Source organism: Robertmurraya sp. DFI.2.37 (assembly GCF_029211245.1).
Classification (GTDB): domain Bacteria; phylum Bacillota; class Bacilli; order Bacillales; family Cytobacillaceae; genus Robertmurraya; species Robertmurraya methanolica_A.
In genome coordinates, this window is the sequence record NZ_JARGEJ010000001.1 from 108819 (window position 1) to 133129 (window position 24311).

Annotated in this window: 24 protein-coding genes and 1 other annotated feature; all 24 genes read right to left on the reverse strand. The window is 37.8% G+C overall.

All coding sequences use genetic code 11. From position 1 onward, the window contains the following. Positions 1–46: 46 nt before the first annotated feature. Positions 47–2818 (reverse strand): isoleucine--tRNA ligase, encoded by a 2772-nt coding sequence (gene ileS, locus PZE06_RS00545; protein WP_150913353.1) that lies wholly within the window; start codon positions 2816–2818, stop codon positions 47–49. 110 nt (positions 2819–2928) lie between these two features. After that, positions 2929–3172, reverse strand: a binding site (T-box leader). Between the two features lie 42 nt (positions 3173–3214). Beyond that, positions 3215–3730 (reverse strand): DivIVA domain-containing protein, encoded by a 516-nt coding sequence (locus PZE06_RS00550; protein WP_095313042.1) that lies wholly within the window; start codon positions 3728–3730, stop codon positions 3215–3217. A gap of 102 nt (positions 3731–3832) precedes the next feature. Continuing rightward, entirely contained in the window at positions 3833–4606 is a 774-nt protein-coding gene (locus tag PZE06_RS00555) for a YlmH family RNA-binding protein (RefSeq protein ID WP_150913351.1), read from the reverse strand. Between the two features lie 75 nt (positions 4607–4681). Beyond that, on the reverse strand, positions 4682–4948 hold the full coding sequence (locus PZE06_RS00560; protein WP_170943640.1) for a YggT family protein: 267 nt from the start codon (positions 4946–4948) through the stop codon (positions 4682–4684). 3 nt (positions 4949–4951) lie between these two features. Beyond that, entirely contained in the window at positions 4952–5395 is a 444-nt protein-coding gene (locus PZE06_RS00565) for a cell division protein SepF (protein WP_150913349.1), read from the reverse strand. 15 nt (positions 5396–5410) lie between these two features. Then, complete coding sequence (locus PZE06_RS00570; RefSeq protein ID WP_150913347.1) at positions 5411–6082, reverse strand: YggS family pyridoxal phosphate-dependent enzyme; 672 nt, start codon at positions 6080–6082, stop codon at positions 5411–5413. After that, the gene (gene pgeF / locus PZE06_RS00575; protein WP_150913345.1) at positions 6066–6905 is read right to left on the reverse strand and encodes a peptidoglycan editing factor PgeF; all 840 of its coding nucleotides are present in this window, start codon (positions 6903–6905) and stop codon (positions 6066–6068) included. Before pgeF ends, PZE06_RS00570 begins: the two co-directional genes overlap by 17 nt. 99 nt (positions 6906–7004) lie before the next feature. Next, positions 7005–7268: a YlmC/YmxH family sporulation protein gene (locus PZE06_RS00580; RefSeq protein ID WP_150913343.1), complete on the reverse strand. Its 264-nt coding sequence runs from the start codon at positions 7266–7268 to the stop codon at positions 7005–7007. A 512-nt stretch (positions 7269–7780) separates the two neighbouring features. Then, the gene (gene sigG, locus PZE06_RS00585) at positions 7781–8560 is read right to left on the reverse strand and encodes an RNA polymerase sporulation sigma factor SigG (protein WP_150913341.1); all 780 of its coding nucleotides are present in this window, start codon (positions 8558–8560) and stop codon (positions 7781–7783) included. Positions 8561–8745: 185 nt separating this feature from the next. Further along, positions 8746–9465: an RNA polymerase sporulation sigma factor SigE gene (gene sigE / locus PZE06_RS00590; protein ID WP_150913339.1), complete on the reverse strand. Its 720-nt coding sequence runs from the start codon at positions 9463–9465 to the stop codon at positions 8746–8748. 90 nt (positions 9466–9555) lie between these two features. After that, positions 9556–10488: a sigma-E processing peptidase SpoIIGA gene (gene spoIIGA / locus PZE06_RS00595; protein ID WP_150913337.1), complete on the reverse strand. Its 933-nt coding sequence runs from the start codon at positions 10486–10488 to the stop codon at positions 9556–9558. A 240-nt stretch (positions 10489–10728) separates the two neighbouring features. After that, on the reverse strand, positions 10729–11865 hold the full coding sequence (gene ftsZ, locus PZE06_RS00600; RefSeq protein WP_150913335.1) for a cell division protein FtsZ: 1137 nt from the start codon (positions 11863–11865) through the stop codon (positions 10729–10731). 110 nt (positions 11866–11975) lie between these two features. After that, positions 11976–13259 (reverse strand): cell division protein FtsA, encoded by a 1284-nt coding sequence (ftsA, locus tag PZE06_RS00605; RefSeq protein WP_150913554.1) that lies wholly within the window; start codon positions 13257–13259, stop codon positions 11976–11978. 264 nt (positions 13260–13523) lie between these two features. Continuing rightward, entirely contained in the window at positions 13524–13865 is a 342-nt protein-coding gene (locus PZE06_RS00610; protein WP_095313063.1) for a small basic family protein, read from the reverse strand. A gap of 2 nt (positions 13866–13867) precedes the next feature. After that, positions 13868–14596, reverse strand: a complete 729-nt coding sequence (locus PZE06_RS00615) for a DUF881 domain-containing protein (RefSeq protein ID WP_150913333.1) — start codon at positions 14594–14596, stop codon at positions 13868–13870. 46 nt (positions 14597–14642) lie between these two features. After that, the gene (locus PZE06_RS00620) at positions 14643–15344 is read right to left on the reverse strand and encodes a DUF881 domain-containing protein (protein ID WP_150913331.1); all 702 of its coding nucleotides are present in this window, start codon (positions 15342–15344) and stop codon (positions 14643–14645) included. Continuing rightward, positions 15322–16116 (reverse strand): cell division protein FtsQ/DivIB, encoded by a 795-nt coding sequence (locus PZE06_RS00625; RefSeq protein ID WP_309145441.1) that lies wholly within the window; start codon positions 16114–16116, stop codon positions 15322–15324. The genes PZE06_RS00620 and PZE06_RS00625 overlap by 23 nt, the downstream gene beginning before the upstream one ends. Positions 16117–16319: 203 nt before the next feature. Beyond that, a complete protein-coding gene (gene murB / locus PZE06_RS00630) occupies positions 16320–17228 on the reverse strand; it encodes a UDP-N-acetylmuramate dehydrogenase (RefSeq protein ID WP_150913327.1) in 909 nt (302 codons plus the stop codon). A gap of 68 nt (positions 17229–17296) precedes the next feature. Continuing rightward, positions 17297–18397, reverse strand: coding sequence for an undecaprenyldiphospho-muramoylpentapeptide beta-N-acetylglucosaminyltransferase (gene murG / locus PZE06_RS00635; protein ID WP_150913325.1), 1101 nt, complete (start codon positions 18395–18397; stop codon positions 17297–17299). Between the two features lie 408 nt (positions 18398–18805). After that, positions 18806–19906, reverse strand: coding sequence for a stage V sporulation protein E (spoVE, locus tag PZE06_RS00640; RefSeq protein WP_150913323.1), 1101 nt, complete (start codon positions 19904–19906; stop codon positions 18806–18808). Positions 19907–19976: 70 nt separating this feature from the next. Continuing rightward, positions 19977–21329, reverse strand: a complete 1353-nt coding sequence (gene murD, locus PZE06_RS00645) for a UDP-N-acetylmuramoyl-L-alanine--D-glutamate ligase (protein WP_150913321.1) — start codon at positions 21327–21329, stop codon at positions 19977–19979. Then, positions 21330–22304 carry a phospho-N-acetylmuramoyl-pentapeptide-transferase gene (mraY, locus tag PZE06_RS00650; RefSeq protein ID WP_150913319.1) on the reverse strand — a complete coding sequence of 325 codons (975 nt, stop codon included), beginning with the start codon at positions 22302–22304 and terminating at the stop codon, positions 21330–21332. A gap of 3 nt (positions 22305–22307) precedes the next feature. Beyond that, entirely contained in the window at positions 22308–22760 is a 453-nt protein-coding gene (locus tag PZE06_RS00655; protein ID WP_150913317.1) for a hypothetical protein, read from the reverse strand. A gap of 74 nt (positions 22761–22834) precedes the next feature. After that, on the reverse strand, positions 22835–24304 hold the full coding sequence (locus tag PZE06_RS00660; RefSeq protein ID WP_191963108.1) for a UDP-N-acetylmuramoyl-L-alanyl-D-glutamate--2,6-diaminopimelate ligase: 1470 nt from the start codon (positions 24302–24304) through the stop codon (positions 22835–22837). Between the last annotated feature and the right edge of the window lie 7 nt (positions 24305–24311).

Genomic DNA, 24311 nt, shown 5'->3' on the forward strand with positions numbered 1-24311 from the left:
TTCCATAAAAAAACTCTCTAAGACGATCGTCTTAGAGAGTTTTTTCCTAACTTAAATGACTGTAATGTTGCTCTACAACTTCTGCACAGCGTGGGCAAAGTGTTGGGTGTTGCTCATTTTTTCCAACTTCAGTTGTTACAACCCAGCAGCGTTCACATGTTTCACCATCCGCCTTCGCCACAACAATGGCTGCATGCTCTAGCTTAAGCGCATGATCAGGCGCTTCATCATACGTTCCGGCAATTTCAAACCCTGATACGATAAAGAGCTGCTGCAAATTCTCTGAAATAGAAGCAAGCAAGTCTTTTGTTTCTCCATTAACGTACAGACTTACTTTTGCCGATAATGATTTTCCAATCACTTTTTCGTTTCTTGCCTCTTCCAATGCCTTCAAAATATCATCGCGCACATCCATAAACGCAGTCCATTTTTTTACTAATTCATTCCCATTTGCAAGTTCTTTATCCTCTGGAATTGTAGTTAGTTGGACGCTTACCTCTTCTACATTTGGAATATGCCCCCAAACTTCATCCGCTGTATGTGGAAGAATTGGCGCTACTAATTTTGTTAAAGTGATTAAGCATTCATATAAAACGGATTGAATTGATCGGCGCTCTTCGTTATCCGGTGCCTCGATATAAAGAACATCCTTCGCAAAGTCTAGGTAGAAGGCACTTAAATCAAGTGTACAGAAATTATTGACCGCATGATAAATGGAAGCATACTCATAGTTCTCATAGGAATTTCTCACATTTTTTATCAAGTGATTTAATTTCACTAAAATGAATTGGTCTACTTCTCTTAATTGTTCGTATGCCACCTTATTTACACTTGGATTAAAGTCGGCAAGATTTCCTAATAAGAACCGGAATGTATTTCTAATTTTGCGATACACTTCTGCTACTTGCTTGAGTATTGCGTCAGAGACCCTTACGTCAGCTTGATAATCAACGGAAGATACCCATAATCGCAAAATATCTGCTCCAAGCTGGTTCATAACTTTTTCAGGGATAATCACATTTCCGATTGATTTACTCATTTTTCTACCTTCACCATCAAGTACAAAACCGTGACTTAAAACTCCTTTATAAGGCGCTTTTCCTGTAACAGCTACGGCTGTTGATAATGATGAATTAAACCAACCACGGTACTGGTCAGAACCCTCTAAATAAAGATCGGCAGGTCGTTGTAAGTCTTCACGTTCTTCTAAAACTGCTTGATGGGATGAACCTGAATCAAACCAAACATCCATAATATCCGTTTCTTTTGTGAATTTTCCATTTGGACTTGATTCATGTGTAAAGCCTTCCGGCAATAAATCTTTTGCATCTCGTTCAAACCAAATATTCGAGCCATGCTGACGGAATAAGTCAGAAATATGATTGATCGTTTCATCAGTAATAATCGGTTCGCCATTTTCACCGTAAAACACTGGAATCGGAACTCCCCATACGCGTTGACGTGATATACACCAATCGCCACGATCTCTTACCATATTGAAGAGACGAGTTTCCCCCCAAGCTGGCACCCACTTTGTTTCTTTTACAGCATCCAGTAGCTCATTGCGGAAATCTTTAATCGATGCAAACCACTGAGCAGTTGCGCGGAAAATTACTGGTTTCTTCGTTCTCCAATCATGTGGATACGAATGGGTAATAAAATCCAATTTCAACAAGGCGCCAACTTCTTGAAGTTTTTCTGTAATTTGTTTGTTCGCACTGTCATAAAATAATCCTTCAAAACCTGGTGCCTCACTTGTAAAGACGCCTCTATCATCGACAGGACTTAATACATCCAAACCGTATTTCCTCCCAACAAGGAAGTCGTCCTCCCCATGTCCTGGTGCTGTATGAACGCAACCAGTACCAGCATCTGTCGTAACATGTTCACCAAGCATCACAAGGGAATCACGGCCATATAACGGATGCTTCGCTACGATATATTCAAGCTCGCTTCCCTTCAATGTTTTAACAACTGAAGCATCTTCCCAGCCAAGCTCTGTGGATACAGAATCTAATAATTCTTCAGCAATGACATATTTATTGCCTGTTACTTTAACAACGACATAATTTAAATCAGCATGCACAGTGATTCCAAGATTTGCTGGAATGGTCCATGGTGTTGTCGTCCAAATAATAATTTTTGTATCTGCATCAAGTACCCCTTTTCCGTCTTTCACATCAAAAGCAACATAAATAGAGGCTGAACGCTTATCTTTATATTCAATTTCTGCTTCAGCAAGAGCAGACTCACTTGATGGGGACCAATATACAGGTTTTAACCCTTTATAGATATAACCTTTTTTCGCCATTTCTCCAAATACTTTAATTTGCTGTGCTTCATACTCTGGCTTTAAAGTGATATATGGATTTTCCCAATCCCCACGAACACCCAAACGTTTAAACTGAGCTCTTTGACTGTCAATTTGTTCATAAGCATATTCTTCACATAGCTTTCTAAATTCAGCAACTGTAAGTTCCTTGCGCTTAACCCCTTTATTTGTTAATGCTTGCTCAATTGGCAAACCATGTGTATCCCATCCCGGTACATACGGAGCATGATAACCGCTCATTGATTTATAACGGACGATAAAATCCTTTAAAATTTTGTTTAAAGCATGCCCCATATGAATATCCCCATTTGCATATGGAGGACCATCGTGCAATACAAACATAGGAAGTCCTTTTGTCTTTTCCTGAACTGCCTTATAAATGTCCATCTCATTCCATTTTTCCTGCATTTCAGGTTCTCTTTTTGGCAAATTTCCTCGCATTGGAAACTCTGTCTTTGGCATTAATAACGTGTCTTTATATTCCATTTCTCTTCCTCCTTACAAGTCCTAGCTCACTAGTCATACAGTATTACCTAATTTCAGATTTTAAGGCATTTCATCCACATTTTTAAAACACAAAAAACCCTCTCATCCCAAAAAGGGACGAGAAGGTTTTAAATCCCGCGGTACCACCCTTGTAGATAGAAAATCTATCCGCTCTATGTTCGTAACGTGAATAACACGCCTATGCCTACTTATTTCAAAGAATCCATTCTTGAAAATGTTCAACTAGGTACTCAAGGGTGATTTCCAACTTTTTATCTTTGCCGAACTTTCACCGTCTTCGGCTCGCTACAGATAAGATTAAAAAAGTGTACTTGTCCCTCTCATCGTATGAAATATATTTTATTAACGTATTATATTCTCTTTTATGACGAGACGTCAAGCCATTGAATCTTCTTCCTCTGCGGATTTCAACTCTGCCGCGTCAATCTCATATTGCAAAAGATGATCCCAATCATCATTATTTAGCAGATCTAATTGAGCCTCAATCAACATTTTAAAGCGTGTGCGGAATACTTTTGATTGCTTTTTTAAATCCTCAATTTCCAAAGCGATCTTTCTTGCCTTCGATAATGACTCATTTACAATACGATCGGCGTTTTTTTCCGCCTCTTTTATTATGAGCTTTGCCTCTTTTTGTGCGTTACGCTTAACTTCCTCTGCCGCCTCCTGGGCTACAACAATCGATTTATTCAATGTCTCCTCAATATTAGAAAAATGGCCAAGGCGCGCATTCATATCATTTAATTTTTCTTCTAATTCCTTTTTCTCACGAATGATGATTTCATAATCTTTAATTACCTGATCGAGAAATTCGTTTACTTCATCTTCATCATAACCTCGGAACCCTTTGTTAAACTCCTTGTTATGAATATCTAAAGGTGTTAATGGCATGAAGGCCACCTCCATATTTCTGTAAGTAGTATGTATTCATCAATATTCGACACTTGCTCTCATAATCCTGCACAATTCTAAAAAAATATGAGGCTTGAGCAGTTATTTTTGTTTACCACCGACAATTCGCCATTTATCTTTCTTTGTTTTCCCTTCAATCGAAATTAATTTGAGACGCCCAAAGCCTCTTACAGAAAGAATGTCCGCCACACCGCATTCAAACGATGGGTTTTCAATCGTTGTCCAATTGACTTTGACTCGCTTATTTCTAATTAATTCTTGTGATTTTTGCCGAGAAAGATTAAGCAATGCAGCTAATACAGTATCTAAACGGAGCGAAGAAACAGTCGCAGTCATTTCCTGCCAATGACCTTCAATTACTAACCCTTCTTCGCTAGGCAGTTCCTTTAATGTTACAGAAGCCCGACCAATTTGGGTAAGTTGTAATTTGATATACTCACTTATTTCTTCTGTAACTAGGAATTGAATTCGCCCATCATGAATGAGAATATCTCCAAATTTTCCTCTCTTCAATCCAAGAGCCATCAGGCTGCCAAGAACTTGAGGGTGTTCGATGGTTACAAACTTTACTGGATATTCTATTTCGAATAAGCGAATGTGAAAATCATTTCTCTCCACCTGCAAATATTCTGGATAGATTAATGCCCGTTTACGTTCATTATTTTCCTGTCCACCAAAAAACGCCACCTGGATTTCCGACTGACTACCCACAACCGCCTGAACGATCTGCTGCTCTCGTGGATCGAGAAAATCTGTTAACTTAGAGCTGTAGGTTTGCTCAACATATTCCATCCATTGCAAAGCCATATCTATAAATTCTCTTTCTTCAGTGCGGAAATGCTGATAAATATTCATGTTATCACCTAGAATGAATGAAAAAAGGGGGATCATCATTAGCCCCTTTTATTACTTAATATGAGTAAATTCCCCTTAAATGATCCAATAGTACAGCTGATGCAATCCACTTGTAGCAAATCGTAATACCAAAATCGCCACTATTGGAGAAATATCGATCATACCAAGTGGTGGGATAATTCTACGAAATGGATCCAAATACGGTTCACAAATTCTTGCTAAAAATTGACCAATTGCAGAATCTCTCGCATTTGGAAACCATGAAAGTAAAATATAAATAATCAATGCCCATGAGTAAATTGAAATAAGTTGAACCAAAAGACTAAAAATCGTTGTAAGCAACCATTACCACCTCGTATCTTCATATTCCGTTTCTTGTAGAATTTGCGATATACTTCCAGAAACCTCCACATTATCAGGTGTACATAGGAAAATATCGGTTCCTATTTTTTGTATGTCGCCTCCTATAGCATAAACAGTACCACTTAGGAAGTCGACAATCCTTTTTGCTTGTTCCCTATCAATTCTTTGTAAGTTTACAACAACAGCTCGACGATTTTTCAGTTGATCTGCAATATCTTGAGCTTCAGCATACACTCTTGGTTCAACGAGAACAACTTTTGAGGCCTTTTGAACACTTTGTAAGCTAACGACATTTTGCTTCTGAGATGCCTGATGCTTTTGAGAGCGTGCTGGCGGTGCAGCTTGTTCCTCATACGGTTCTTCATTTTCATAATCATATTCATCGTCTAGGAAAAAAAATGTTTTAAATTTTGATTTTATACTCATTTATTATTCACCTCTTTACTCACCGACTAATGCGGTACCTATTCGAATCATTGTTGCTCCCTCTTCAATTGCTACTTCAAAATCATTAGACATACCCATGGATAGTTCATGACAAGGGGCGTACTCTAGTTTTTTTCCTTGAATTTCAAGCTGCAATTCTTTTAATGCTCGAAAACATCTTCTTAACACCTGTTCATCATCTGTGAATGGAGCCATCGTCATTAAACCAACAACTTGTATGTTTGAATACTGCTCTAATTGTTGAATAAAAGAATGTACCTCATTTGGATCTATGCCATGCTTCGAATCCTCTTCAGATGTCTTTACTTGCACGAAACAATTAACCTTCCGTTGTGCCCTTTTATCAATCTCAGCAGCAAGTGACAAGCGGTCTAATGAATGGATGTAATCCACTTTATCGATGATATTCTTTACCTTTCTCGATTGTAGTGTACCGATGAAATGCCATTTTGGCTTGTCCCCAAGAACCGCCCATTTAGCACTTAATCCTTCCTCGCGATTTTCGCCAAGATGAACAATCCCTGCTTCTATAGCTTCTTTCGCTCTCTCTATTGACACATATTTGGTGACAGCAATAATTTTTATTTGATCTGGATCACGATTTGTTTTATTACATGCTGCTTCAATTTGTTTGTTTATATTAGCTAAATTATCTGCCACTTTCATCGATGCTCTTTTTATCCTCCTTCCACCCTATAAATCCCATCATACGACCAGTCTTGCCTGCAGCCCGTCGATGAGAAAAAAAGTGTTCTTTGTTGCATTTAGTGCATAAATTAGAAACTTGAATATTTTCAGCGGGCACTCCTGATTGTTGTAAAATCAAGCGATTCAATTCTTTTAAATTAAGTTGATATTGATTGTCTTCAATTAGATTATATGGGTTTTCTTCGACATCTTCTAGTATATTTTGAACTAAATCGATCACTCGATTGTCGACAATATAACAATTTTCGCAAATCGCTGGGCCGATAACAATGAATACATCTTGGGCAGGAATATTTTCATGATTAAAGACATGAATCATTTCCTTCCCAATTCCTTTCACCGTCCCCTTCCATCCCGCATGGGCAATGCCTAGTGCACGATGTTTAGGAGCGGAGAAAAAGAGCGGAACACAATCGGCAAAACATAATGTCAGCAATACTCCAGCTTCCTTTGTGAAAAAACCGTCTGTCTCTTTAAAAGAATTTTCATATGCAAAAGCGCCTTTTCCTCTATGTTCCTTACGGATAGTGGCTATCTCAATATCGTGAGTTTGTTCGGCTCCAACCCAATTTTCAATTGGAAAATCGAGTAAACGGGCTACTGTTTCACGATTCTTGCATACAGCTTCGATGTGGTCATGTACATGGAAGCCTAAGTTTAAAGAGGAAAAATCTCCGGTACTTGCTCCTCCATTTTTGCTTGAAAAGCCGGCAATAAGAGAATCTGAGTGCCAGTCCTTAACTATATAATATTGTTCATTCTTTAAAAAGAAAGGTTCCATTCGACCATTACCTCATGTTGTTTTTTTTAGTTTAACATAGATAACTCAACGGTCACAGTAAAAAATAACGTTTCCGTAAAACGTTGCTAACCATAAATGCTATTCTTCCAAATATTTTACTTCTGCAACATCTTTATAACGAACTAATATGACATCCTCGCCAATTTTTAATATATTGTTCCAGGAAATCGTTACTTCCTCATCTTTCCCAAAAAAACCCAATACTTTCCCCGCACCTGTTATAATAATTGCTTCAATTTTACCTGTTTTTAAATTAATATCAATATCGCCAATGTTGCCGAGTTTTTTTCCATCGGATATATTTACAACATCCTTCATTTGAAATTCAGATATTCTTATCATGGATATCAACTCCTACCGTTTCTCTTTCTATGTATATGATAGAAGGGAGGCAAATAATGAACATTTCCGAAAGAGGAGGGAAAGTTTAGTACGAATTGCTTCTACAAAGCTTGATATAAATCTCTCAAGTATAACGAACGGGACATCTGCACAAATCGACTTATTTCAATCAACATAGGGACTATAACTGAATCTTTCTTTGTAGATATCGAGAGATTCAAGTATTCAACGTAAAAAAACAGCTATTTTTTTGCTAAAAACCAATGTACTCTCTAGACTCAAACAGGTTCTCTTTTTACATAATGCTTTGTTAAACAAAATTGTTGGTAAACTCGGTCTTTGACTTATTTCGTGTGAATCCAAAGTCTCCCACCCCTTTATGGTCAAAGAGAAAATAAGCAAAAAATCAGTACAGATACCAAAAAATTCCTACAAAAAAACTTGAGCCCGGTAAAATACCGAACTCAAGTCTTAAAAATTGCCTAGAATAGTGGACCAATTCACATCTGAAGTTAGCTTTGTATATTTTTATTCATTTGTTTTATAGCAGCTTTTTCTAAACGGGATACCTGCGCTTGAGAAATACCGATTTCCTCAGCAACTTCCATTTGCGTTTTCCCTTGAAAAAATCGTTTTCTAAGAATTAGCTTTTCTCTTTCGTTTAATCTTCTCATCCCCTCTTTCAGTGCAATTTCTTCGATCCACTGAATATCCTTATTTTTTTCATCACTTAATTGATCCATTACATAAATGGGATCGCCCCCATCATTATAGATCGGTTCAAATAATGATACCGGATCTTGAATTGCATCTAAAGCAAAAACAATTTCTTCATGAGGAACATCCAAAACTTTGGCAATTTCAGCAGCAGTAGGTTCCTTTGAGGTTTCACTCATTAATTTTTCTCGTACTTGCAGAGCCTTATAAGCAATGTCTCTTAAGGAGCGGGAAACGCGAATGGGATTATTGTCTCGTAAATAGCGTCTAATCTCTCCTATGATCATCGGAACGGCATACGTAGAAAATTTAACATTTTGACATAAATCAAAGTTATCAATTGATTTCATGAGACCGATACATCCTACCTGAAAGAGGTCATCGACAAACTCGCCCCTGTTATTGAATCGTTGAATTACACTTAATACTAGTCGTAAATTTCCATTAACGAGTTTCTCACGTGCCGAAATGTCACCATTTTGCATTTCTTTAAATAACTTTCTCATTTCTTCATTTTTGAGCACTGGAAGTTTAGATGTGTCAACACCGCAAATTTCAACTTTATTTCGAGTCAACTCTTTTCCCTCCTCACAGGAGTTGCTGTACAAAAAACAGTATCTCCTTGAGAAGGAAAAATATGCACTTTCACTCAAGACAAAGAAGGGCAAAAAAAGATGAAATTCTTTACAAACCTTTATCTATTAGTATTTTCGTTTTTTATTTTTTTCCTCAAGACTAGATTTTTTTTAATTCGAATAATTCACACCATTTTATTAAATTCTTTTTTTAATCTTTTGATAATCCTTTTCTCTAATCGCGAAATATATGATTGCGATATTCCGAGCATATCTGCAACATCTTTCTGTGTCTTCTCCTCACCATTTCCAAGACCGAAGCGCAGTTCCATAATTTGTTTCTCTCTATCAGATAATTGGTGCAATGCTTTTAAAAGTAGCTTTTTGTCAACAGTTGCTTCAAGATTTTTTGTAATAATGTCATCTTCTGTTCCGAGCACATCGGATAAGAGCAGTTCATTTCCATCCCAATCAATGTTAAGAGGTTCATCAAACGACACTTCTGAACGAATTTTATTATTTCTTCTTAAGTACATAAGAATTTCATTTTCGATACATCTTGATGCGTATGTAGCAAGCTTTATTTTCTTTTCAGGATTAAATGTATTAACTGCCTTAATTAAACCAATTGTCCCTATACTAATTAAATCTTCAATATTGATTCCCGTATTCTCGAATTTGCGTGCTATATAGACAACTAGGCGCAAGTTTCTTTCAATTAAGATGGAACGGGCAGCCCTATCTCCGTTCGGCAGCTTTTGCAATAACATTTCTTCTTCTTCTTTTGTTAATGGAGGAGGGAGAGCTTCGCTTCCACCAATATAATAGATTTCATCTGTTTTTAAGCGTAATTTAATTAATAGTTTGTACCAATAGTAGGATAAGCGAAGTTTCAATTTTTTCATCTGTTGTCCTCCTTCAAATCATGTTAAAATTGTTTTTCTGAAGCTGTTTTTGTTTTCATCATTTCACTACAGAAGTAAAATCAGTCCCTCTCAACTCACTTTCGTGGTTCCTTTGCTTTTAAAACCTGTTAGCATCTTGGGATGGACAATGCACTGAAAGGCACCATCAGAGGATAGCTCCTGAGTAGTAAATGAAACCAAACCTTTTTCTACTAACAAAATTTCTCCTTCACTTTCAATTAAAATCTCATTTGGTTTAACCGCAATAATTAATTGATGCTCTCGACCGACCACCTTGTAAGGAATAATTCGCAAAACAAAATCCAGATCCTGAGCGAACTCTTCTTCTCCTAATATGATTCTTTCTCCTTCAGTCGCAAGCTTCATAATTTCTTCTGGTACATCTTTGACATTTTTTAAAGAAACAAACATCACTGGCATTTTTGAAATTGGATCATATAATTGGTTGCCATTATCAATTAGTCCCTTAACCTTCATCATGGTGTTTCCAAGTTTTACCGTGACATCAACCATTTTCTCGTACTGTATTTTCGTCACTTCCAATCTTTCAAAGTTCGTCTTGGAAAAATGCCATGCAATTGGAAAGCCTATTAAAACAAAAAGCCAACTTATCGGATCACCAAACCCTTTAATGCTCCCTAATGCAACGTTAGAGGCTAAATTTAGGTCAAATTGGATAAAGTAGTGAACTCCGATTAAAGCTCCTCCTGCGAGAAATGTCACCAAATAAAGGGTAAAGACTCCACTAAGAAAATAACGGAAGCGTTTGTAGCCAAAAGCCGTTAAAATCATTAGGAAAGAAAAAAATAATTTAGTGATCGGATGCCCTGAATAGGCATTTATTGGAGTAATCGATAATAAAATAATGAATGAACCGATCAATCCACCAAGTATGAGCCGATAGCTTTGAACCTTCCTCTTCAAAATGATGGCTGTCAAATATAAAAGAAGGGTATCGAACAGAAAATTTAACGCCCAAATCACATCTAAATAGATGGTCAACTGCCCTCCCCCTTTTTCCTATTACCCTGCGGTTTCCTATTTTTGATTTCTATTAATCTGTTACGAAAAAGTATAGCGTACATCGATAAGGAAAGTGTGTCACTTCGTGAAGTAAAAAAGCAGTAATTTTCACATATTCATTCGGATTTTGTCATTTTTCCTCATTTTCACTATAGTCCCTAAATAAAGATCAAAAAAAGCACGATCCCTTTGGATCATGCTTTTTTTGATCTTTTCGATTTACCTTCTCCGATTGCGATTTCTTAAAAATGTCGGGATGTCTAGAGCATCCTCTTGTTGTGTTGTCGTTCTAGTTTGTTCTGGAACTTCCTCTTCTCTTCTAACCTCTCTCCGAGGCTTTTCAAAAGAAGAAGTTGACTTCGCTTGGTTTAATGTTGGACGAAACGCTTTTGCTTGCGCAACCTCTTCATTAAAGCCAGTTGCAATCACGGTCACAACTATTTCATCCTTTAAGTCCTCATTAATAACAGAACCAAAAATCATATTCACTTCTTGATCAGAAGCTGTTGCGACAATATCAGCAGCCTCTTGTACCTCATACAGGCTTAAGTTTGTTCCACCTGTAATATTCATTAGCACACCCTGTGCTCCATCAATTGATTTTTCAAGTAATGGTGAAGAGATTGCCTTTTTCGCTGCTTCAGTAGCTCGATTTTCACCGCTAGCAACGCCAATCCCCATCAAAGCAGAACCTTTATTTGACATAATCGTCTTAACATCTGCAAAATCCAAATTAATCAATCCTGGTGTAGCAATTAAGTCAGAGATGCCTTGCACCCCTTGACGCAATACATTATCAGCTTCTCTGAAAGCTTCCAGCATTGGAGTACTCTTATCGACAATTTCCAACAGTCTATCATTCGGAATGACGATTAGAGTATCAACAGCTTCTTTCATTGCTTGAATTCCACCTGCGGCTTGATTTGAACGTTTTCTTCCCTCGAAAGTAAAAGGACGTGTTACAACCCCTACCGTTAAAGCCCCTAGCTCACGTGCGATCTGGGCAATAACCGGTGCAGCTCCCGTCCCAGTTCCGCCACCCATACCGGCAGTTACGAAGACCATATCAGCACCGCTTAAAACTTCCTCAAGTTGTTCTTTACTTTCTTCTGCCGCTTTTTTACCAACTTCAGGATTTGCCCCGGCACCGAGTCCTCTCGTTAATTTTCCGCCAATTTGCATTTTTACTTCTGCTTTTGATAGATTTAAAGCTTGAGCGTCTGTATTAACAGCAATAAATTCAACACCTTGAACCCCGTGTTCAATCATTCGGTTTACCGCATTGTTCCCGCCGCCACCGACGCCGATTACTTTTATCGTCGCTAATGAATCTAAATTAGTATCAAATTCCAACATGACAAATCCTCCTAATTCGTCGATATTCCTGATAGCACTATTTATCCCGCCTTCAACAAGTAATTTCTAACTTACTTGAAGTTATCGTTTTAGCTGAAAGAATACTCCAGCTATTCAAAAAAGTAACCAAGGAATTTCTTTACTCTTGATGTGATTTTTTCTTCAGATTGTTTTTCCGGTTTTGCTTTTGTCTGTGCCTGTTTTTGCGCTCGTTTTTCCTTTGGTTCCATTACGGTCGTTTGACTATTTAAACTTCTTCCTTGAACCTTTGCATTCTTATAAGCAAATTTAATAAGTCCAACTGCAGTTGTATAAAGTGGTTCCCGAACTCCAATATAATCAGGAATAGCAATACGAACTCGATTTTGAAAAATAACTTGAGCTAATTCGAGAATGCCTTGAGTGTTTGCTACTCCTCCTGTGAGAACATAGCCTCCAGGTAAATCATGGATACCTAAGCGCCTTATTTCTGCTTGGATGAGGTCGAAAATTTCCTCCATTCTTGCTTCTATAATATCAGCAATCTCAAGCTGATTAAATTGTTGATGTTGATCACTTCCGATGATCGGTACGCTAAAAACATCTTCTTCAGAAGCGTGATCATAATAAGCATGTCCATGCTTTATTTTGATTTTTTCCGCATCTTCAGTAGAAGTGCGAAGGCCAATCGATATATCTTTTGTTATATGATCTCCACCAACTGGTATCACTCCAGTTGCCTTTAAATTGCCGTTCTCAAAAACAGCAATTGTTGTCGATCCTCCACCGATATCAACAAGGGCAACTCCAAGATTTTTTTCATCTTTTGATAAAGCAAAAGCCCCTGCTGCCAATGGTTGTAGAGTGATATCTAAAATTTCCAAACCTGCCCTCTCTACACATCGTAATGTATTATGTAAGATCGTTTTTGAACCAGTAATAATGGTTCCTTCCATTTCTAAACGAACACCTATCATCCCTCTTGGATCAGTAATTTCGTCAAGTCCATCGACAATAAATTGCCTTGGAATGACGTCAATGATTTCCCGTTCAGGTGGAATAGAGACAACCTGTGCAGCGTCGAGCACTCTTGCCACGTCTTCATTCGAGATCTCTCTATTTTCGCTTGAAACAGCGACTACGCCATGACAAGGTTGAAGAAGAACATGATTGCCTGTAACCCCAACAATCACTTGACGAATTTCCATACCAATCATTCTTTCGGCTTGCTCTACCGCCCTTTTAATAGAATGAACCGTCTCATCTATATCAACAATAGAACCTTTTCTCAAGCCTTCGGACTTTACGTTACCAACTCCAATAATATTCAAAGCGTCATTGACCATTTCACCAATGATTACTTTTACACTGGATGTACCGATGTCAAGACTTACATATATGTCGTTGCTGTTCATTCTCACTGGCACCTCCTCTTAAGCGCAATTCAAATTTCTTGAACAACAAGATAATGTCTATCTATATTTCTTTCAATTATTTAGTAAGCAACCTGTTACTAGCAACAAAAGAAAGAAACAGACTCTATTTTACGGATAGGCTAATTTTGAATTCTTCAGTCAGAAGATATTTTGGTTAAAAAAACAGCTTATCTATAAAATTATTCGGCAAAATTAATATTTTCCCTTTTAATTAATTGAATTTTTTCTAATTTTCTTGTGATGTCATTTCGATGACCATTTTGTAATTAATATTCTTCTTATGACAGCGATGTTTTGAAATAGCCTTACACCAAATGCAAAAACTGCTGCTAAGTACAAGTCTACACCAAGATGAACACCTAGAAAAGCTAAACTTGCAGCCAAGGCTATATTAAAGAAAAAACCGGAGACAAAAACCTTCTCATCGTAAATATTTTGCAAATGAGCTCTTATCCCACCAAACAATGTATCTAAAGCCGCTAGGACAGCTATCGATAAGTAATTGGAATATTCATCAGGTATGCTAAAGTTGCTCAATAACCCTAGAGCAATCCCAATAATAAGTCCTAATACTGGAAGCCACATCTTTAATTGCCTCCTTTATCAGATTTAACCGGCTCAATATTTCTAATTCTGATCGGGTCTTCATACGCTGGGATCGTAATTTTTAATTGAGGCTCCAATACTGTCATCTTCAAATTGTCAATAAAGAATTCCTCTGACGCGTTGGAAGCAAGCATACGATTATATAAATTTCTAGCCGTCTTCATATCTTCCGTTATCACCAAAATCTCCACCGGGTAATTCCTAAGCGAGCGCCCATTAATTTTCGTTTCCCCTGCAATTTCCCTGATTACAGTCGTATTAATGACTCGCTGCCCACCAATTGAAACATGCTTAGCTCCATACATATTAATCTCATTTAATAAACGCCTTAATAATTCTGGCGAGAGCACTTGCTGCCCTTGATCGAAAATTAGGGCATTGTCGATCAGATCAAGTTCAATTTTCACACCAGGTCCGGAGACATCTGTTAAACCGGCTTCTTCTTTTAACTCCTCCAACGTACTTCGCAAAGTTTGTTCCTGCCCTTGTGTTCTTTCCGTCTCATAGTTAGCAAGTTTTTCTTCGTTTGAGCGAATTTCTTTTATAAGCCTGGACTGCAATTCCATTTCTTTCTGTAAGTCTTCCCTCAATTCCCACGTGTCACGGGTGTCTCTGACAACTGGTTTTTTAACCGATTGGAATTGAATAGCAAGCATGAATCCAATAATGATTGTAATCACCGTAAAACTAATCATTTTATTTTTGCCCACCGAATCACCCAACTTTCTATTTATGTGGACAACATTTCCTATTTTATTACGAACCAAGGATCGGTTCTAGTATAATCTCCTGATTAACCTCTAACTTGAATTCAACGTTTTCACTGACAAGGCGATCCTTAACCCCTCCCGTTATATTTAATGCCGACGATAAAACCTCAGGTTCTCCAATTGCAGTGATCACAAACGGAGCTGGGTGAGGATTCCCATCAACCTCTATAACAGGACCGTTGCAAACAATATAAGAGTTGTGAGTAAGTCTTTGTCCGTTTATTGCTACAGCCGTTGCACCTGAAACATATAATTCATTGACAACGTTAAAGACATGATGCTCATGAACAAGATAATTGTTAATATTATCATCATTCGGGTTATATTGTCCGTCAGCTAATGTGACCGTTACCCCTTCCCCTTTTACACGGACCTTGCCGAGAAACATTCTATATTTTTCAGCGTCTTCCGCAAGATTGAAAAAAACTTGTTCCTCTTGCGCCAACAATTCCTCGATCTCGAGTACCTTTTCCTGCTTTTCAATTAGTTCCTGCTGCAATTCGCGATTTTTTTCTTCTTGTTCAATCAATTGATTACGCAGTTCAATATCCCGCTCCCATTGACTATTCGTCATTGTCATATCAGTATCATTTTTATCGGTTAAATGATATGAAAATGCCATTATAAAACCTAAGACAAGACTGACTAATGAGAGAATGACATGTTTACCCTTCACTTTCAGCTTCATTCTCTTCTTCAGCCCCTTCCCATTCATACGCTCTAAAAAATGATCCGACTTCTAAATCAATTACACCTTTGATTGTTGGATCTAACTGGCTAACAATAGATGGGTAATGGGCCATTTTTTCTGAGAAACTCCTTATCGATGCACTAACTTCAAATCCATCATTCATGAATAATCTAATATGATATTGATCCGTATCCTTCGGATCATGATGAATTTCTGAAATGGAATTAAGCACCTCAGCCGGGATTTGATTTAATTCTTCGATCATAGCCTCCATTACATTTCCCTCTGAGAAAAATTGCAGGACGGGAGAATTAACGGGGATTACATCAGTCCGTTCTTCGAGAATATCACCATTTTCTAAAATGGGTAAAAAAAGACCCTCTTTCATAATATAAGCAATCCGTTTCCATTCTTTAATTTCGATAGCAATATTATTTGGAAACTCCACTTCTATTTTTGCCGATTTTATCTCAGTAAGTTCTTCCAGCTTTTGCTCTATCTCGTTTTTATTAATTTTCCAGACGTTCGTATTTTTAGTCAATTCACTCACAGCGATAATTTCATCTTCTTGATAAACCTCGTTACCATTTATCATAATTTTGTTCACATGACTTAACGGTGATTGGAAATAAACTACACAACTTATCAGCAAAAAAAACAGAAACAAGAGAAAAATAAGGCGTTTATTTGCCTTTCTCCGCCTTTGTTGTTTAAGCTTAGGAACGCGATCTTCTAGTGAAACGATCTTCCCCTTTTCCAATCTATTCACCTCAATTTTACTTTTCCATTTGCTAATAGAAAGGCTTGTCCAGTTCTAGTATTTAATACCCAAGCCAAAACAAATATTACTGATATAAAGAGAAAACAACGGCACGATAACACATGCCGTTTTTCCTACTTTAATACATGTATAGCGTTCTATATAGTGTTATATTATACTATAAATTTTGGTAGCAAAAGGGGGAAAAAGGACTATTTTCGTCCTACAATTTCTACCTCTGTTTCCATCATGATTTGATAACTTTCGAAAATCTTATCTTTCACATATTGAATAAGAGAGAGAACATCCTCCGCCTTTGCTCCACCGCTATTAACGATGAAATTCCCATGCATTTCTGAGATTTTTGCTCCACCAATGGAATAGCCTTTTAAGCCAGCTTCTTCAATTAATTTCCCCGCATAGTTTGGCAAGGGGTTTCTGAAGATACTACCAGCACAAGGTGAGTCCCATGGTTGTGTTACTTTACGATATTCTTTATTTTTCTTCATTTCTGCCGCTATTTTTTCCCTGTCTCCTTCAGCTAATTGAAAAATTGCTTTTATCACAATACCTGGACGTTTTTTTTGAAGAACAGAGGTACGATATGAAAACTCCATTTCCTCATTCGTAAGCCATTCTAATTGTCCATCCTCAAAGAGAACAAGTGCTTTATCAAGTATTTTCGATATATCTGAGCCATGGGCACCAGCGTTCATGTATACCGCACCGCCTACTGAACCCGGAATTCCACTGGCAAACTCAAGACCTGACAGTCCTTTTCTGCTGATCTGAGTTGCTAATGCGACAAGAGAATAACCTCCACCAACCGTAATTTGAGTCCCATCAAGCTGAAGGTCATTGATTCCCGTTCCTAACTTAATGACAACACCTTCAATTCCCTGATCGGAAACAAGGAGATTTGAACCTCTTCCAATTGCTCTCCAATTTACTTGATGATCACGGATGACCTCCATCGTTTTTTGTAAATTTTCTATAGACGAAGGTTCAACAAAACAATCTGCCGGGCCACCAATCTTTAGCGTAGTATGATTTGCTAATGGCTCATTTTCTTTTACCTTCCCCACATTAATTTCTTTTAGTTTTGTACACAGTTCGATCATCTTGACCTCCCTTTCGTTGCTGGGTTATTTCATTATATGAAGACCTTATCGATTTGCTTAAAAGATCATTAAGTTCCATAGCGCGTCAATTCTTTCATAACTGAATAAAGCCGTGTAGCTGCATCTTGCACGCCGAGTTCTTTTGCTGATTTTTTCATGATTGCTAACTGTTCCTGATCCAGCAAAACCAGATCAATTTCCTCAACAAGCTTTTTACTCGTTAGCTCTTTCTCGACGAGTAATTTGGCTGCTCCATGCTCACTTAATGCCAAGGCATTTTTTTCTTGGTGATTATTTGTAACGTATGGACTCGGAATAAGGATACTCGGGATACCAAGTGATGTTAATTCTGCTAAAGTTGTTGCTCCTGCTCGAGACACAGTCAGATCAATCCCTGCTAATACCTCTGGCATATTGTGCACAAACGGTTTAATGATGACATTCGTAGGATTTCCAACAAGCTCCACCTCTTTAAGCACATCATTAAAATGAACGTCTCCAGTTATATATAAAATTTGATACGGTTTATTGCCAAATTCTGAAAGCGATTTTACGACCGCCTCATTAATAGGTCTGGCTCCACGGCTCCCACCAAAAATCAATACAGCCGGTTCGTCAAGCTTTAAACCAACTGATAAACGCCCTTTTACCCCATCCTGTTCCAATACTTCAGAAGCGCGGGGATTGCCAGTAAAGACGACTTTCTCACTCGGAAAGAAACTTTTAGCCTCTTCAAAGCAGATCGCTACTTTGTTAACATAGCGACTTAAAAATTTATTAGTCAAGCCTGGCACACTATTCTGTTCGTGAATAATTGTTGGAATTCCAAGCTTTGCTGCAGCGTAGACAACAGGACCGCAAACATAGCCACCAGTTCCAATTACGACATCTGCTTTAAATTCCTTGAGCATCTTTTTGCTATCCGCTACCCCTTTTATAAAACGATAAACTGTTTTAATATTATCAACTGACAACTTTCGTTTGAATCCAGAAATATGTATTGATTTAAAAGGAATATTCTCTCTTGGCACGAGCTTACCTTCCAACCCTTGTTCTGTACCAATATACAAAAACTCGGCATCTTTATTTTCTTTTTGTATTTCACGAATTAAGGCAAGCGCCGGATAAATATGACCACCGGTACCTCCGCCACTTACAACAATTTTCATTTCTTCACCTCATAAATATCTTAAAAAACGGTAAAAACAGCGACTGATAAAATAACGTTCTATTTGAACTTCTTTAAAGTAAATTGTTTAGCGATCATGCGCTTTTCCCATTTTACTATATTATCAAGAATCCTGAGATAACAACATGATAATGTTATTAATTTTTAATGTTTTTGTCATAAAAGAAGTTCACCTATATTTTACTAAAATGACCGCTAAATATCTAATCGTAGCCAATTAAAACGGTATTTTCACAACATTGCTACAATTAGTTTCTGAAGAGCTGAAACATACACGATCTTTCGTTTTTCTAAAGTAATAGTAAAACAGAAAGAAGCCCTGATATTCAGGGCTAAGAACAATTTCTCATTTTATGTGAATAAATGCTTTGCCATTTTTACTTTTTCATTAATAGCGTGAATGACGGCTAATATTTAAAAGGACGCCAATCGCAACTAACATCAATGTTAAAGAAGAACCGCCATAGCTGAGAAATGGCAAGGTTATACCAGTTACTGGCATAAGCCCAGTCACTACACCTATATTAATCATCACTTGAATGGCAATCATCGCAATAATACCAACCGCTAAAAAACTTCCAAACAAATCTGGTGCTCCTAATGCGATCCGAATTCCTCTCCACAATAGAAGCGCAAACAGTAAAAGGACGAAAGAACCGCCAATAAAGCCTAATTCCTCGGCTAATATCGCAAAAATAAAATCCGTTTGCGGCTCAGGCAAATAAAAGAATTTTTGTCTACTTTGACCTAATCCTAGTCCGAACAATCCGCCTGGACCAATTGCATACAATGATTGAATAATCTGGAACCCACTATTTTGCGGATCTGACCAAGGGTCTAAAAATGACGTAATTCGTTGAATTCGATAAGGGGCTGAGATAATCAGCCCTACAAAGCCTAAGAGACCAAGAACACCTAAACCAACAAAATGGCTGATTCTTGCCCCGGCGATAAAGATCATGACGATGCAAGTTCCTACCATTACCGTTCCCGTTCCTAAATCGGGCTGAAGCATAATCATGCCAAAAGCAAGAAATACTAATCCTAACGATGGAAAGAGACCTTTTTTTAATGACGTAATATGCTTTTGATTTTCGGATAAATACTTCGCTAAAAAAGCAATCATCGCTAGCTTCATAAATTCAGATGGTTGAACGGAGAACGCCCCTACCCCGATCCAACTTCTTGACCCATTTCTGACATTTCCTATACCCGGAATCAGAACAAGGATTAGAAGAACAAAACAGACGATCAATAGGACTTTTGCAAATTTTCTCCATGTCCAGTAATCAACATTCATGATAAAGAACATCGCGAAAATTCCTACTCCAGCAAAAAGCATTTGTCTTTTAGCAAAGAAAAAGGAATCATCAAATTTATAATCAGCCCAAACGGCGCTGGCACTATAAACCATAATTAATCCTAAAGCGAGCAATGCAAATGTCACGATTAACAAAATAAAGTCAGGAGTAGATCTTTTTGTCGGCAATTTATACACCTCGAATGCAAGTTTAAGGGCCGAGTTGCCTTATGCCAAACATGCGAAGTTGGACTAGCCCTTATTTAAGCTTATGCACCGCTTCGATAAAAATGTCTCCCCTAACCTCAAAAGTTTTATATTGGTCCCAGCTAGCACACGCAGGTGAGAGTAGTACCACATCTCCTGGGCTCGACAACTTAAAAGCAGCGGGTACGGCTTTTTCTACATTATCGACACGGATGATCGATTTTATTCCCGCCTCACGTGCTACTCTTTCAATTTTTCCTGCCGTTTCTCCAAAGGTTACAAGCGCTTTTACCTGTTCGAGATGCGGATGTAACTCATCGAATTCATTTCCCCTATCTAATCCGCCTGCAAGCAAGACGACCGGTTCTCGGAATGCAGCTAACGCTTTGCTTGTTGCTAAAATATTCGTGGCCTTTGAATCATTATAGAACTTACGACCTTCCTTTTCTGCTATAAATTGAAGGCGATGCTTAACCCCATTGAAGGAATTTAAGACTTGAAAAATAGCTTCATTTGCCACTCCAGAAAGTTTTGCTGCAGCCACCGAAGATAAAATGTTTTCGAGATTATGTTCACCAGGTAAAACAATGTCTTTGATATCGATAATTTTTTCAGCAATGAACCATATCGATCCGTCTTTCACATAAGCGCCATTATCGACTATTTTTTTAGTGGAAAATGGAATCAATCGCGCCTTTGAGCGTTTCGCTATTTCCACTACCTGTTCTTGGTCAACATTGACAATTAAATATTCCGCTTCCGTCTGATTTCTAGTAATATTTTCCTTTGCTTTCCAGTATTCATTTAAATTGCCGTGATAATCTATATGGGCTTCATAGAGATTTGTGATAATCGCAATCAATGGGTTAAACTGGTCGATACCCATTAGCTGAAATGAAGATAGCTCAATCACAACGATATTATCCTCCGTTGCCATCTGGGCAACATCCGATGCCACTGTACCAATATTTCCAGCAACGAGAGGCGCTTTGCCACCTTTAGATAGCATTTCATGGACAAGAGTGGTGGTGGTTGTTTTTCCATTCGTACCTGTAATCGCAACAAATGGTGCTTCGGAAATTTGATAAGCTAGCTCCACTTCAGTAATGATTGGAATCCCTTTCTCAAGTGCTCTTTCGACCATTGGATTGTGATATGGAATTCCTGGGTTTTTAACAATCAACTCAAAACCTTCATCCAATAATTCAACAGGATGATCCCCGCAAATGACCGTGATTCCTTGCTCAAGCAACCCTTGCGCTGCTGGATTTTCAGATAAAGGCTTCATATCATTGACCGTTACGAATGCCCCCAATCTATGTAAAAGCGAGGCTGCACTCACCCCGCTTTTGGCTAGTCCTAGTACTAATATTTTCTTATGATAGTATTTTTTTATCTGTTTCAATTACATCCACACCTCAATATAGATTCCAAGAACAGCCAAGAGTAATCCAACTGTCCAAAATGTAACGACGACACGCCACTCAGACCAGCCGACAAGTTCATAATGATGATGAAGAGGACTCATGCGAAAAATTCTTCGCCCCGTTGTCTTAAAAGAAATCACCTGCAGGATAACTGACAACGTTTCAATTACAAATACGCCACCAATAATAATTAATAAAATTTCTAGCTTTAATAAAATCGCCACAGCAGCAATTGCTCCGCCCAGCGCTAGTGAACCAGTGTCTCCCATAAAGACTTTCGCAGGATGGGCATTAAAAACAAGAAAACCAAGCACTGCCCCAACAACAGCGACCGAGAAAACAGCGATTTCCAATTGTGAAATATTCCAGGCTAATACTGCAAACGCTCCGAAAGCAATCGCGGACGTGCCAGATACTAAACCATCTAAACCATCAGTTAGATTGACTGCATTAGAAAAACCAACTAGCCAAAAAATAATAAAAAGTACATATCCCCAACCTAAATCAATCGAAAAATCGGTGAGAGGAATCGAAATGACTGTCGAAAAATCATAGTGCTGTAAAATTAAAAAGAAAATAACAGAAACAATGATTTGCCCAATTAATTTTTGCAAAGATGTAAGGCCAAGGTTTCTTTTTAACGCCACTTTAATAAAATCATCTAGAAAACCTAATAAGCCAAATCCAAATGTCACAAAAATAAGTAAGTACGTATGAATGGTAGGCTGAGCATATTTCCCGATCATAATAAATGTTGTTGCGACAATTGATAACAAAATGACAAGTCCACCCATCGTCGGTGTCCCTGATTTCTTTTGATGGGATTTCGGCCCCTCTTCCCGAATGCTTTGTCCAAATTTCAACCTTCTTAAGAAAGGAATAAATATAGGAGAAAGAATGACTGAAATCAAAAATCCTAATAATATGGTAAAAAATATCACTTGCTCGAGCATGTTCTATTCCTTCTCCTCTCGAAACTGCTCTATCAGTTTGTTAAATTTTGCTTCTATTACTGCATTATCATATGTCTCATAAAATTCTTTCAGAAGTTTTTCATCTAAAAAAAGGAATTTTGTTTTGTCCTTTTTTGCCATTTTCTTTCCACTTATCTTAGCTCGATAGGTGAAAAAAACTTCCATTGCCGCCCTAGCAGGATCGTCTGTGTAGAATACGGGAAAATGATTTGGCGTATATTTAGGTATTGCCTTTCCTTTTTCCCAAACAACGCCGACAGCACCATTAGCAATCGCTTGTTGAAGATCACAAGAAGCTGAATCTACAGGAATGTAAAGCCCTTTTGGTTGATGTAAATCGGCTTTTAGCGAAACCGTTTGATAATCCAAATCAAATTCTTTTGTTCCCGTTATATCTGAAAAAATCGTAGATAAGTCTTCATAGGTTAAGAACATCCTATCTCTCCTTTGCCTCATTGAATGAAGTATCTTAATCGTTCATAGACGTAGGATCCTTCTAGGAAGTAGTTCTAATCTTTCTTAAGTCGAGCAATCGCTTCTTTTGCTACTTCTCGATCATCGAAATCAAAAACATTGTCACCAACTAATTGATATGTTTCATGACCTTTGCCGGCAATTAAAATTACATCACCTGATTCTGCTGTTTTGATCGCATAATAGATCGCCTCTTTCCGATCGCTTAACACTTCGTAGCTTTTTCCGACAACCCCCGCTTCCATATCCTTCAAAATCTGCTCAGGATCTTCGCTGCGTGGATTATCGGAAGTAAAAATCGGACGTTCACAATATTCACAGGCAACTTTCGCCATCATCGGACGTTTCGTTCGATCCCTATCTCCGCCACAGCCTACAACGACAGAAATCTTATTTTGTGCGAACTCTTTAATTGTTTTCAAGACATTTTCTAAGCTGTCAGGTGTATGAGCATAGTCGACAATCACTGTAAAATCCTGACCTTGATCGACTAATTCAAAGCGACCTGCCACACCTTTTATTCCTGCAATCGACGCAATTGCATTCTCGATGGACACTCCCGAACAAAGTGCAGCAGCAATACTAGCAAGAGCATTGTAAACACTAAATTTCCCAATTAAATTCATTTTAACTTGGTGAGTGCCAAATGGACTAACTAGTTGAAACACCGTCCCTTGAGCAGTAATTTTTATATGTGTAGCTCGAAGATTGGCCTCCTTGTCAATTCCATAAGTAAGCACATGAGCACTTGTACACTCAATAAACATGTCGCTAGCTTCATCATCGACATTTAAGACTGCAAACTTAGGTTTATGCAAATGATATGTATTGCCTAATTGAGAGAATAATAAGCTCTTCGCCCTCTTATATTCATCCATTGTTTGATGGTAATCTAAATGATCCTGAGTCAAATTAGTAAAAACAGCAACATTAAAATCGGTTCCATGCACCCGCCCTTCGACTAAAGCATGGGATGAAACCTCCATTACGGTCGATTGTACTCCGGCGTCTACCATTTGTTTAAAAGTCTTTTGCAACGTCAAGCTTTCAGGTGTTGTATTTTTCGTTTCCAGTTGTTTTGCACCAATTTTCGTATACATCGTTCCGATCAATCCAGTTTGCTGGTTAGCATCAGAAAGAATTTTTTCGATCAAATGACTCGTCGTTGTTTTTCCATTTGTTCCAGTAATTCCTATCATATGAAGTTTATGACTAGGTTGACCATAAAATGCATCAGATAATACAGCCATCGCACGTTTTGTACTTTCAACAACAATAACCGGAACTGATAATGACAGTGGCTTTTCAGAAATGACAGCAACTGCCCCTTGCTGAACGGCCGCTTCAGCAAAATCATGACCATCAACCGTATATCCTTTTATACAAATAAATAAACTTCCTTTTACGACTTTACGATTATCATTTTCTATTGATTCAATTTCTAGATTATTGATGTTATCCAATTTAATAAAATGAAGGTGGCTCAGTAAAGTATGTAATTTCAATTTAATC